General features: G+C 48.2%; 12 protein-coding genes. 6 read left to right on the top strand and 6 right to left on the bottom strand.

Translation table 11 applies throughout. The features are described 5' to 3' along the window. Positions 1-125 precede the first annotated feature (125 nt). Positions 126-1,535, top strand: coding sequence for a membrane-bound lytic murein transglycosylase MltF (gene mltF / locus CLC91_RS03310; RefSeq protein ID WP_095499977.1), 1,410 nt, complete (start codon positions 126-128; stop codon positions 1,533-1,535). A gap of 159 nt (positions 1,536-1,694) precedes the next feature. Next, positions 1,695-1,820, top strand: a complete 126-nt coding sequence (locus CLC91_RS15160; RefSeq protein ID WP_269844418.1) for a hypothetical protein — start codon at positions 1,695-1,697, stop codon at positions 1,818-1,820. A gap of 36 nt (positions 1,821-1,856) precedes the next feature. Here the strand turns inward: CLC91_RS15160 and tadA are convergent, their stop codons facing one another. The 3 genes from tadA to guaB form a co-directional block, all read right to left on the bottom strand. Then, complete coding sequence (tadA, locus tag CLC91_RS03305; protein ID WP_095497514.1) at positions 1,857-2,384, bottom strand: tRNA adenosine(34) deaminase TadA; 528 nt, start codon at positions 2,382-2,384, stop codon at positions 1,857-1,859. 51 nt (positions 2,385-2,435) lie between these two features. Continuing rightward, positions 2,436-4,013 (bottom strand): glutamine-hydrolyzing GMP synthase, encoded by a 1,578-nt coding sequence (guaA, locus tag CLC91_RS03300; RefSeq protein WP_095497513.1) that lies wholly within the window; start codon positions 4,011-4,013, stop codon positions 2,436-2,438. Between the two features lie 80 nt (positions 4,014-4,093). Continuing rightward, complete coding sequence (gene guaB / locus CLC91_RS03295) at positions 4,094-5,557, bottom strand: IMP dehydrogenase (RefSeq protein ID WP_095497601.1); 1,464 nt, start codon at positions 5,555-5,557, stop codon at positions 4,094-4,096. Positions 5,558-5,666: 109 nt separating this feature from the next. Between guaB and xseA the strand changes: the two genes are divergently transcribed. The 4 genes from xseA to CLC91_RS03275 all read left to right on the top strand — a co-directional run bounded on the left by xseA (position 5,667) and on the right by CLC91_RS03275 (position 9,108). Beyond that, positions 5,667-7,007, top strand: coding sequence for an exodeoxyribonuclease VII large subunit (xseA, locus tag CLC91_RS03290; protein WP_095499976.1), 1,341 nt, complete (start codon positions 5,667-5,669; stop codon positions 7,005-7,007). A 66-nt stretch (positions 7,008-7,073) separates the two neighbouring features. After that, positions 7,074-7,625 (top strand): RNA polymerase sigma factor, encoded by a 552-nt coding sequence (locus CLC91_RS03285; RefSeq protein ID WP_408634189.1) that lies wholly within the window; start codon positions 7,074-7,076, stop codon positions 7,623-7,625. Continuing rightward, entirely contained in the window at positions 7,622-8,131 is a 510-nt protein-coding gene (locus tag CLC91_RS03280; RefSeq protein WP_095497511.1) for a hypothetical protein, read from the top strand. Before CLC91_RS03285 ends, CLC91_RS03280 begins: the two co-directional genes overlap by 4 nt. Before the next feature lie 41 nt (positions 8,132-8,172). After that, positions 8,173-9,108, top strand: a complete 936-nt coding sequence (locus CLC91_RS03275) for a DUF4097 family beta strand repeat-containing protein (RefSeq protein ID WP_095497510.1) — start codon at positions 8,173-8,175, stop codon at positions 9,106-9,108. Between the two features lie 14 nt (positions 9,109-9,122). Here the strand turns inward: CLC91_RS03275 and CLC91_RS03270 are convergent, their stop codons facing one another. The 3 genes from CLC91_RS03270 to punC form a co-directional block, all read right to left on the bottom strand. Further along, positions 9,123-9,749, bottom strand: coding sequence for a hypothetical protein (locus CLC91_RS03270; protein WP_095497509.1), 627 nt, complete (start codon positions 9,747-9,749; stop codon positions 9,123-9,125). 253 nt (positions 9,750-10,002) lie between these two features. Continuing rightward, positions 10,003-10,434: a nucleoside-diphosphate kinase gene (gene ndk / locus CLC91_RS03265; RefSeq protein WP_095497508.1), complete on the bottom strand. Its 432-nt coding sequence runs from the start codon at positions 10,432-10,434 to the stop codon at positions 10,003-10,005. A gap of 216 nt (positions 10,435-10,650) precedes the next feature. After that, complete coding sequence (punC, locus tag CLC91_RS03260) at positions 10,651-11,859, bottom strand: purine nucleoside transporter PunC (protein ID WP_095497507.1); 1,209 nt, start codon at positions 11,857-11,859, stop codon at positions 10,651-10,653. Between the last annotated feature and the right edge of the window lie 72 nt (positions 11,860-11,931).

The following is an 11,931-nucleotide window of genomic DNA, read 5'->3' as shown; positions in this document are numbered from 1 at the left end:
AATTGTTTGGATGTGAAAGTTGCGCGATATTATAGTGATTTGACGCCAATAAATCATCAAAAATGAGAGCCATACTTTGATAAAATTATGTGGTATAAAGGTAAGAAAAATATGATCGATACGCTATGATTCGACGATTTTACATATTTGTTCTGGTCTTGATAGTAAGCGCATGTCAACCACACTCCTCTGCGCCTCGAAATGACCAAAAGAGGAGTGATGACAATACGCTAATTGTTGGCACCACCAATGGGCCTTCCACCTATTTAACCTTAGGCAAAAACACCACAGGTTTTGACTATGAGTTGGTGCAGAAATTTGCCGACTACAGTCATAGACAACTGCAGATTAAGGTGTATCAAAACCTTACCCCAATGCTGCAAGACCTTTCAGACGGCAAGCTCGATATTGTTGCCGCTGGCATGGGGTATACGCAACTTCGCAGCGACCGCTTCCTGTTTGGACCGCCACTCTACAATACCGATATTTTACTGGTCTATCGTTCCGGGGAATGGCGACCGCGCAACCTAGATGACATTCGCGGTGAGTTAGTCGTGGCCTCTCGCTCCTCCCACGCCGAGTTGCTGCGAGAGCTTAATCACCCTAATTTGCGTTGGACACTGAATAAAGATTACGATCCAGAAGAGTTGCTAAGCATGGTGGCAAACGGCGAGTACGACTATACCATCGCCGATGAGAGCATGCTGCGATTGAGTCGACGGCTGCACCCTCGCCTTAGAACTGCATTTACCATTAAAGAGCAACAGCCGATTGGCTGGATGTTCGCCCCTAACGGCTCCGACGAGTTGATCAGTGAGGTGCTCAATTTTTGGCAAAACCAACAGGTAACTTTAAAGCATTTACAGGAAAAATATTTTGGTCATACTCAGGGCTTCGACTTCGTCGACACTCGAGCCTTCATTCGTGCGTTAGACTCTCGATTACCCAAATACCAAGCCCTGTTCGAGAAATATTCCGGAGATTTGGACTGGCGAAAGATCGCAGCCATCAGCTATCAAGAAAGTCATTGGCGACCTCACGCAAAATCGCCCACCGGAGTTCGCGGTATGATGATGCTCACCCTACCCACCGCCAAACAAATGGGCGTGGATAATCGTTTGGATGCTGAGCAAAGCATTCGCGGCGGCTCCGCTTATATGAATCATTTAGTAGGCCGTATACCCGAATCGATTCCAGAGTCGGAACGGCTGTGGTTTGCTCTAGCAGCCTACAACATTGGCTTTGGGCACATGGAAGACGGTCGTGTATTAGCACAAAAACAAGGATTAAATCCGTCAGCTTGGGCCGATGTTAAAACCGTATTGCCTCTGCTTGAGAAACGGAAATACTACCAACACACTCGCCACGGTTACGCTCGCGGCAGTGAAGCGGTTCACTATGTGAACAACATTCGACGTTACTATGACACCTTAGTGTACTTGCAAAGTGCCCAAGAAAAGGAGCATGAGCAAGAGCAACACAGTCAGAGTATCGATCAAAACAGCGATCCGTCCGACACTTCTAACAAACTCTAAAACAAACGTTTAGTATGCTGCACAAGGGTCACAGTTTGACCCTTGTCATTATGTTGTAATGAACTTGTGCGACTTTTGTCACTCCAAATCAACAAGACCGAAACCGTTCGGCTATCGACGAGGAACCCAATTAATTATTAGCAAGTATAGGTAGTACTAATGAAAAGAAATCATTCAACCGCGAGACGTCGTGCCATCCGCAAACAAAGCCACTCAAAAACCATTAATCGCAGCAAATGGTTCTTACTCAATGAGAAGCAAGACAGTAAAATTAGCTTTCGCTAATTAGCCTTAACGGCAGGCGCTCAGAACAATTGTTAGCTAATCCTGTTGCTCAACCTTTTGTGCTTTTTTCAGTGCTTTTTGCTGTTGTCGGCGCAGTTTAAAGAATCCAGAAAGCTGCTCAGCACAGGCTTGCTCGAGCACACCTCCTACAACTTCGGCTTGATGATTCAGGCGCGAATCTTCAAGCAAGTTCATCACGCTGCCCGCCGCTCCGGTTTTGTAATCGTAGGCGCCAAACACCACCCGTTTGACTCGAGCATGTACGATGGCTCCGGCGCACATTGGACAGGGCTCAAGCGTTACGTAGAGCGTGGTGTCGATAAGCCGATAATTTTGTAGAGATTGACCGGCGGCCTGCAGGCACTGAATCTCTGCATGAGCACAGGCGTTGTGGTCGCAAATAGAGCGATTAATGCCCTGCGCCACCACAACCCCATCTTTTACTAAAATAGCGCCTACGGGCACTTCGCCTAATTCCTGTGCTGAATGCGCCAATTGCATGGCTTGCTGCATCCAATATTCGTCAGAATGTTCAACGGTTGAAGTGACCAATGATTTGCTCATTTGGTTTCGCTCATTTAGTTTCGCTCATTCAGTATCGCTCGCAATGGCCCACTATTCCCATTCAATTGTGGCCGGTGGTTTACCGGAGATATCGTAAACAACACGGCTAATGCCATCAATTTCATTAATGATTCGGTTAGATACCTTACCAAGGAAATCGTACGGCAAATGCGCCCAATGCGCCGTCATAAAGTCAATGGTTTCAACGGCACGAAGCGAAACGACCCAGTCGTACTTGCGACCGTCGCCCATAACGCCAACACTGCGAACCGGTAAAAACACAGTAAAGGCCTGGCTCACTTTGTTGTAGAGATCCGCGCCATGCAACTCTTCAATGAAAATGGCATCCGCTCGGCGCAGCAAGTCGCAATATTCTTTCTTAACTTCGCCCAATACACGAACACCTAGCCCAGGTCCTGGGAACGGATGGCGATACAGCATGTTGTAAGGCAGACCTAACTCCAAGCCGATTTTGCGAACTTCGTCTTTAAACAGCTCTTTGAGCGGTTCAACTAAGCCAAGCTCCATGTCTTCTGGCAAGCCACCCACATTGTGATGAGATTTAATTACGTGAGCTTTTCCGGTTTTGGAGCCAGCGGACTCAATCACATCCGGGTAAATTGTACCCTGTGCCAACCATTTAGCGTTCACCAACTTAGACGCTTCTTCATCGAAAATTTCAACAAACACATGGCCAATAATTTTACGCTTTGCCTCAGGATCCGCTTCGCCTTGTAAGCGCTCCAAGAAGCGGTTCTCAGCGTCTACATGAATGATGTTGAGACCAAAATGATCACCAAACATTTCCATCACCTGGGCGCCTTCGTTCAATCGCAACAGACCATTGTCGACAAACACACAGGTGAGCTTGTCACCAATGGCGCGGTGAAGCAGCATTGCCACCACCGACGAATCCACACCGCCGGACAACCCTAATACCACTTCGTCGTCACCAACTTGGGCTTTAATACGAGCCACCGCATCTTCGATGATGTTCGAAGATGTCCAGCTGGCCTCACAGCCACATATATCCAACACGAAATGCTCTAACATGCGCTTGCCTTGACGAGTGTGAGTCACTTCTGGGTGAAATTGAACCCCATAAAAGTGCTTGTCTTCGTTGGCCATAGCAGCAAATTGACAACTTTCGGTGGCAGCAACCTTAGTAAAGCCTGCTGGAATTTCAGAAACCTTGTCACCGTGACTCATCCATACGTCGAGCAGCGGATTACCATTGCCATTAATGGCGTCTTCTATGTTCGCGAACAAGCGGCTTTCAGCCAACACTTCCACCTGTGCATAGCCGAACTCGCCCTCGCCCACGCCTTGGATGACTTTACCGCCTAATTGCTCAGACATGGTTTGCATGCCATAGCAGATACCCAGAACAGGTACCCCAGCTTCAAACACATATTGCGGAGCACGGGGAGAGTTTTCAGCGGTTACGCTCTCTGGACCACCGGCTAAAACAATACCATTCGGGTTGAAGTCTTTAATGTCTTGCTCGGATACATCCCACGCCCACAGCTCACAGTAAACGCCAATTTCACGGATACGACGGGCGATTAGCTGGGTGTATTGAGAGCCAAAATCTAAAATAAGAATGCGTTGGTCATGAATGTTGCTCATTGACTGTCCTGTTATTGTTTAAGCGTTCAATTGAAAAGGTGTAAAAAAGGCAGCCAAGGCTGCCTTTATTGCGCTCGGACTTAGCCTAAGCGATAGTTTGGTGCTTCTTTGGTGATTTTCACGTCGTGCACGTGCGACTCACCCATACCCGCTGACGTCACTTTTACAAACTCAGCTTTGGTACGCAGCTCGTCGATGGTTGCACAGCCAGTAAGCCCCATACAGGAGCGTAACCCACCCATTTGTTGATGAATAATCTCTTTCAGTTTGCCTTTATAAGGTACTCGACCTTCAATGCCTTCTGGCACCAGTTTGTCGGCAGCATTATCGGTTTGGAAATAACGATCGGAGGAGCCTTGACTCATGGCTCCTAAGCTACCCATACCACGGTAAGACTTATAGGCACGACCTTGATACAGCACCGTCTCACCTGGGGCTTCGTCAGTACCTGCAAACATGGATCCCGCCATGATGCACGATGCTCCTGCAGCTAAGGCTTTGGCCAAATCGCCACTGAAACGAACACCACCATCGGCAATAACTGGAATGTCTAAATGAGCAACGGCTGCTACCGCATCTGAAACTGCGGTAATTTGCGGAACACCCACACCGGTAACAATGCGAGTGGTGCAAATTGAACCCGGTCCAATACCCACTTTAACTGCGTTAACGCCCGCTTCTACTAAGGCCAGTGCGCCTTCGCCGGTGGCCACATTGCCACCCACAATTTGCAAATCGGGGTACTTGGCGCGAGTGTCACGAATGCGCTGTAACACGCCTTCTGAATGACCGTGGGAGCTGTCGATAAGCAATACGTCAATGCCGGCTTTAACCAGCGCGTCGACTCGCTCTTCATTGCCGGCACCGGCTCCAACGGCACCACCAACTCGCAAGCGACCCAGTTCGTCTTTACATGCGTGAGGTTTACGTTCGGCCTTTTCAAAATCTTTAACCGTGATCATGCCCTTCAATTGATTGGCGTCGTTAATGACCAAGATTTTTTCAATGCGGTGTTGCTGCATAAGGCGGCGAGTTTCATCCAACGGCGCCCCTTCTTTGACCGTAACTAAGCGCTCTTTAGGCGTCATTACTTGTTGCACGGTTTGACTTAAATCGGTGACAAAACGAGTGTCACGACCGGTGATGATGCCAACGATTTCACCACTGTCGGTCACCACAGGATAACCGGCAAAGCCATTGGCTTCGGTTAATTGTTTTAACTCAAAAATGGTTAAATCGGGTTTGACCGTAATCGGGTCTTGCACAACGCCGGCTTCGTACTTTTTCACCTTGCGCACTTCAGCTACTTGCTCTTCAATGCTCATGTTTTTGTGAATAAAGCCAAGGCCACCTTCTTGCGCCATGGCAATAGCAAGGCGAGCTTCCGTCACGGTATCCATCGCTGCCGACACCATTGGTACGTTCAGTTCAATGCTTTGAGTCAGGCGTGTTTTTAGCGAGGCAGTATTAGGAAGAACGGTCGAGTGCGCTGGAACCAGCAGTACGTCATCAAAGGTTAAAGCTTCTTTTTTAAGTCTAAGCATGTGCAACATTCCACCTAAGTTGGTTTTGATCTAGTTGCGGGCGCATTCTACCTTGCAACTGTGCTAGAGTAAATCCCATTATCAGTAAATCATTGAATAGTTTTTTCAGATGGCAAAGGAACGTCCCCCTCTACTTTCAGTCTCGCAGCTTAATCGGCAAGTACGTCAGTTGCTTGAAGGGCAAATTGGCCGCATTTGGCTCACTGGCGAAATTTCCAATTTTGCTGCACCGGCCTCGGGTCATTGGTATTTCAGCTTAAAAGACAGCAAAGCCCAAGTTCGCTGCGCCATGTTTAAAGGACGCAATCAACGGGTTAGTTTTATCCCTAAAAACGGTCAGCAAGTGACCGTGCAAGCGGATCTCAGTTTGTATGAACCCAGAGGCGATTACCAATTAATTGTTGGTAACATGGTGGATTCTGGAGCCGGCGCTCTTAAACAGCAATTTGATGAGTTAAAAGCCAAGCTAGCAGCGCAAGGGCTGTTTTCCACAGAGCACAAACAAGCCCTCCCTCGCCCGAAACGATTAGGGGTGATTACGTCTCCATCCGGCGCTGCCATTCGCGACGTGTTGCACGTATTAGAGCGTCGAGCACCGGCCATGGAAGTGGTGATTTATCCCGCGCAGGTACAAGGAGAGCTTGCCGCTAAGCAATTGATTCATGCCATTGAGCGTGCGAATCAGCGTAACGAAGTGGATGCCTTATTGCTGACCCGAGGCGGTGGTTCACTGGAAGATTTATGGTGCTTTAATGACGAGCAGCTGGCCCATGCTATTTTTAATTCAGCGTTACCCGTGGTGTCGGCCGTAGGGCACGAAGTCGATGTCACCATAGCGGACTTTGTGGCGGATGTTCGGGCGCCAACGCCATCGGCGGGTGCTGAAATGCTGTCCGGCGACAGCTTAGCTCAACTGCAGCAATTAGCTTCGTTAGGGCAACGATTGCGCCAGAGTATGGCGGCGTTGCTGTACAGCAAACAACAACGATCGCAACAATATCGCTATCGTCTCGATAAGCACCACCCCAGCCGCCAACTGGACCTATTAAAACAACAATTCGATGAAACCGGTTTTCGCCTGCACACAAATCTGAGCAAGCAATTGCAAACCCGCCAGCAACATATAGAGCGACTTGGGCACCGATTATTCCAGGCCACCCCAGCGCAACGCGTCGCGCTGGATCTGGCCAAAACCGAGCAACTGCAAGGTCGCTTACACAACGCACTTAATACGGTACTCAATAACCATACTCAACGTTGGCAAAGCTTAGCGTCCCAACTAAACGCCATAAGTCCATTAGCGACGTTAGAGCGTGGTTACAGCATTTCTCGTAACGCCCAGCACACCATTGTGACCAAAGTTGATCAGGTGACTATTGACGAGCCAATGAGCGTTCAGGTCAGTGACGGTGTTATCAGCGCTACAGTTAATCAGATTGAAAAAAGTTGACAGCGGTTTAAACCTTTTTCGCTGTTGCCTGTGTCTTACTGTTAAATCAACAAGAGACTGAACATTGTGACTGTAACACAGCTAAAACCACACATTGACGCCAGCGAAGCTCAACAAGTCGAATGGGTGGCCCAAGCTCTGCGGGGCGATAGGAGCGCTTTTCAAGCCCTTTATCAAGCCAATCTTGGTCGCGTGTACGCCTTATGTTATCGCTTAAGTGGCGATCACGATTTGGCACAAGATTTCTGCCAAGAAGCCTTTGTTCGGATTTGGCAAAAGTTAGCCATGTTCAACGGCGACAGTCGCTTTAGCACTTGGGCGCATCGCTTAACCGTCAACTTATGCCTTAATAAACTCAAGCAACAAAAAACCTGGTGGCAACGTTTTATTCCGATGGACTCGGTCGCCGAATCCAGTGCCGTTGCCGCCCCGTCGAACTACCACGGCATCGATAAGCTGTTACCTAAGTTACCGCAACAAGCTCGATTGGTTTTCGTACTGCATGCCGTAGAGGGCTACAAACATACCGAGGTGGCGAGCATGCTCAACATTAAGAGCGGAACCTCTAAAGCCCAATACCACAGAGCCAAAAAATTATTACAGGAGATGCTGTCATGAATGAATCAAAAGCAGCACTGCAAAACGCCATTAATGACATGCCAAATCAACTGCAGCCGCAGACGGATTTATGGCCCGCTATTGAACGTCAATTAGTTACAGGCGCTGTGCAGCCAGAGCCCCAGCGCAGCAATACAGCTTGGCGCAACATCGCCATTGCCGCCAGTTTAGCCTTGGTGTCGGTATTGAGCTTTGTTGGTGGGCAACACATGAGTAAACCGGACAACAGTCAATCGTTGGCCTTGTTGCACTTGCTTGAACAGCAACATCAGCAACAGCTAGCCATGCAAACCCGAGTCGGTTTTAGTGCCAAGCTAACCGCCAGCGATAACGCTACTGCACTTAGCCAAGGCATCAACGAAGTGCGTCAAGGCGCCAAAACGGTATTGGCGCAATTGCAGCAAGACCCAAACAACCTAGAGCTGTTGCAACTTTGGTTGTGGTTGCAACAACGAGAACTGGAACTGGTGAATCAGGCTCAAAGCTCTGCATTCAACCGGATCTAACGTAAACGAATAAAAATTAGCCGTGCGCTTAAGGAAATACCATGAAACGACTGTCATTATTAACCGCGTTATTAATAAGTATCCCCAGTTGGGGGGCTGACAAGATTGACCAAAGCCTACCGCTGTCGAGCAACGCTCAGGTCACCATAGAAGTACCGCGAGGTGAACTTAATATCGTCAACGGCGCAGAGGATAGCATTCGCGTTGTCGGCACGCTGGATGAATTGGCCGAACGCTTAGTCTTTGAACAACAAGGCGCAGACATGGTGGTTAAAGTTGTCATGCCTCGTAAATGGAACGGTGATAACCGGTCCGGTTCCAAACTCACGGTTGAACTGCCTAAACAAGTTAATGTGGATGCTTCTGGTATTTCCACCAATATTAAAGCCAACAACTTTAACGGCGATTTCGATGTATCCAGTGTCAGCGGAGAACTTAAACTAAGTCAACTGTCCGGCAAGTTGAATTTCAATACCGTAAGCGGCGATCAAACCCTGATAAACAACGAGGGTAAGATGCGCATTGAAGCCGTGTCGGGAGAGATCGATGAGCGAGGCTCGAAAGGCACCATTACCATTCGCAACGTTAGTGGCGATATCGAAAGCAATAATTTCGCCACCGAAATCAACTTAGAAACCGTCTCTGGTGATGTAGAATTGGTTTCCAATGAGGCGGCAGAAATCGCCATGCGCAGTGTCAGTGGTGACATTGAGCTGGGCCTATTAGGCAGCGGCGACTATCAGTTCAACGGCGAGTCGGTATCGGGCGATTTGGAGCTAACCGTTACAAAAAGCCTACAGGGACACATTCGCTTATTTGCCAATGCTGGCGGTAAAATTAGCAACCGGGTTAGCGATGATAAGCCCAAAAAGCAAAAATACGGCCCATCATCGGAACTGGAATTCGACTTAGGTCAGGGTGACAGTAAAATCCGAATGACAACCCTAAGCGGCACCATGGAAATCGGATTCCAGTAATTGCCGGCTACTCACTAGCGGGCTTCAACGCGAACGCTACCAACGCCAACCTTGACTGACACGATAGAGTCGCCTTGGCCTTGGTAGCTAAACTCTTCACCAACCATATGGCGTGAACTGGTACCTGGGAACGCTCTGTCTACTCTAACATCGCCAACGCCAGCAACTAAATCCAGCTCAGAGTAATCCGAATGTTCAGCGTCAACACGAACCGTGCCCACGCCTAAATCCACTCGTAAATCATCTACGACTCCGCCTATTTCGGCTTCACCAACCCCCATTTCAACCGTTAATGACTGCGATTTAGGTAGGTACAGTGTCCATTGCTGTTTGATATCTTTTTGTTTGTTAAGCTCAAGTAATAGCCGCTGTTTGTGGGTTTTGCTTGTAAGTTCAAGATCCGATAAATCCGGGGTGCTTGCAAACAGACGCCAACCATCGGACTCAGGGTCCGCTTCCACCATCACGTCAAGGTGCACCTTGTCATCATCACTGGCTAGCACCTGCAATTGTCCAACAGAGATTTGCAATTCTATGGTATCGCCATGAGGCTCGATGGTTTGCTGAAAACGGCGAGCGTCTTGCGCTGTGACTGATGTACTGAGTAACAAGAGTGACGTAAGAAGTACTGGGATGTTCATGTTAAGTTCCTTTTCTTTTATTAGCAGAGCCAGTGCAGGAGTTGCTACTAGCAACGACCCTGAAAACCTATCAAGCATCGTGCCAAACACTGAAAGACTTATTTATCAATACGTTAGAGTTATGAACTAACTAAAAAGGGGAACTATGATTGGTATAATTGACCATTGTTTGGCCAAATGAGCTAATGAAATGGTCACTGATTGCCCATAAAAAAACCCACCTTATGGTGGGTTTTTCTGAAACACAGTCGAATTAACGAGTGCGTGGGCAGATCTCGTCTTCACCAAAGAAGTAAGCAATTTCGCGAGCAGCAGATTCAGGTGCATCTGAACCGTGACAAGCGTTTTCATCAATGCTGGTAGCAAAATCAGAACGCAAAGTACCGCGAGCCGCTTCGGCTGGGTTAGTAGCACCCATGATTTCACGGTTTGCTAGGATTGCGTTTTCACCTTCTAGCACTTGTACCATGATTGGACCTGAAGTCATGAAATCAACCAATGCGCCAAAGAATGGACGCTCTTTGTGTTCAGCGTAAAAACCTTCTGCTTTTTCACGGCTTAGGTGAACCATCTTAGAAGCAACGATTTTTAGTCCAGCAGACTCGAAACGAGCATAGATTGCGCCAATGTGGTTAGCTGCTACAGCGTCTGGCTTAACGATTGAAAAAGTGCGTTCAATTGCCATGGTATGATCCTTTGTTTGAATTAGGTTAATAAAATCGGCACGAAGTATAAAAGATAACGTCGCCAATTCCTATGCCTAGATCACAATAAGTGCTGCAATCTAGTGCTCTAAATCACTATTTTAGACGTTTTAAGCAAAAGTCTAAGTAAAGTAACCAAAAAACCGCAAAAACTGACGGTTTAACCCGCTTTAACAGCGTTAAAATTTACGCCTTGCTCACAAATCCGCTGTAAGCTTGGGTTCGCTTTGAGTTTTACGCGCCCAGCTATAACCGAGCTGAACCGTCAACGCCGCCAAGGTCATGGTTGCAGCCACAGCTATGGCTTGATGTTGCTCTACCCAGTTCGATACGAGCGCACTGGCTGCAAAGCACAACAAGGTTTGTAGAAAGTTGAGCAGCCCCGACGCGGTTGCACTAAAGTTCTTAAAAGGTTGTAAAGCTTTGTTGATGACCAGTGGGTATAGCGCACCATTGGCAATGGCCATGAAACAAAAGGGAATTAAAATCGGCACAATGCTTTGCGGCTTCAGCACCAGCGTAATAACAACAATGATTGCAACGCTAACCATAAACAGGGCCAGTCCCCATAAAATTAAGCGCTCGCTCGGGTGTCGTTTTAATAAGCTGCGACAACCAAATCCACCCACTAAAAACGCAATGGTTTGGGGGACAAAGCTCCAACCAATATCGGTAGCTTCATACCCCATACCCGCCATTACGAATGGAATGCCGGTTAGGTATGCGAAAAAGGCGGCGCTGCAGCCGGAAAACATCAGCATGTAACCAACGAACTGGCGTGAACTTAACAAGGCCCGATAGTTAGCGATTAAGCCAGCGCCGGCGGTTTTCGTCAGCGTGTGGCGTGGCGCGCTTTCGGTTTCGCGGCTGGTCATGAACAGCAGCACAATGGCGAATCCCACCAGCAATAGAAAAATGACCCGCCAACCAAACGCTTGTTGCAGATAGGCGCCTAGCAAAGGTGCTAATGCCGGAGATAACGCCACTAACGGCATTATGGTGGCGAAAATGCGTTCAGCGGCTTTGCCTTGGTAGCGATCGATGACAACCGCTTGCCAAATAACGGTGGCACTGCAAACCCCTAATGCTTGCAAAAAGCGAGCACAAATGAGCTGTTCTACCGTCTCAGCATACGCACAGCCTACGCTGGCAATTGCAAATACACTCAGTCCAAACGCCAGCACGCGTTTACGCCCAAAGCGATCCGATAACGGCCCGTAGACTAACTGCCCTGCCGCCATACCAAGCAAGAATACGCTTAACGTCAAGGCAATTAAGGCCTGGCTGGTTTCAAACTCCGCTTGTAATGCCTCAAATGCTGGCAAGTACATATCGGTCGCAATAAAACCCAACATACTCAACCCGGCAAACCAAAACATGGAAAAGCGCTTCACTGGCTGACTCATCAAAAATTCTCACATCGAAAAAAAGCGGCTCAGTTTAATTACTAGACAAACGGAAGTAAAACGTTAATATTT

This window comes from Paraferrimonas haliotis (assembly GCF_002282895.1).
GTDB lineage: Bacteria > Pseudomonadota > Gammaproteobacteria > Enterobacterales > Shewanellaceae > Paraferrimonas > Paraferrimonas haliotis.
The sequence above is the reverse complement of the archived record's forward strand: the minus strand, read 5'-3'. Positions and strand labels throughout refer to the sequence as shown.

Coding starts and splice junctions, on each gene's coding strand:
- xseA (WP_095499976.1), top strand. CDS start 5,667: ATGGCAAAGGAACGTCCCCCTCTACTTTCAGTCTCGCAGCTTAATCGG.
- ndk (WP_095497508.1), bottom strand. CDS start 10,434: ATGGCAATTGAACGCACTTTTTCAATCGTTAAGCCAGACGCTGTAGCA.
- CLC91_RS03275 (WP_095497510.1), top strand. CDS start 8,173: ATGAAACGACTGTCATTATTAACCGCGTTATTAATAAGTATCCCCAGT.
- mltF (WP_095499977.1), top strand. CDS start 126: ATGATTCGACGATTTTACATATTTGTTCTGGTCTTGATAGTAAGCGCA.
- CLC91_RS15160 (WP_269844418.1), top strand. CDS start 1,695: ATGAAAAGAAATCATTCAACCGCGAGACGTCGTGCCATCCGCAAACAA.
- guaB (WP_095497601.1), bottom strand. CDS start 5,557: ATGCTTAGACTTAAAAAAGAAGCTTTAACCTTTGATGACGTACTGCTG.
- guaA (WP_095497513.1), bottom strand. CDS start 4,013: ATGAGCAACATTCATGACCAACGCATTCTTATTTTAGATTTTGGCTCT.
- tadA (WP_095497514.1), bottom strand. CDS start 2,384: ATGAGCAAATCATTGGTCACTTCAACCGTTGAACATTCTGACGAATAT.
- CLC91_RS03270 (WP_095497509.1), bottom strand. CDS start 9,749: ATGAACATCCCAGTACTTCTTACGTCACTCTTGTTACTCAGTACATCA.
- CLC91_RS03280 (WP_095497511.1), top strand. CDS start 7,622: ATGAATGAATCAAAAGCAGCACTGCAAAACGCCATTAATGACATGCCA.
- punC (WP_095497507.1), bottom strand. CDS start 11,859: ATGAGTCAGCCAGTGAAGCGCTTTTCCATGTTTTGGTTTGCCGGGTTG.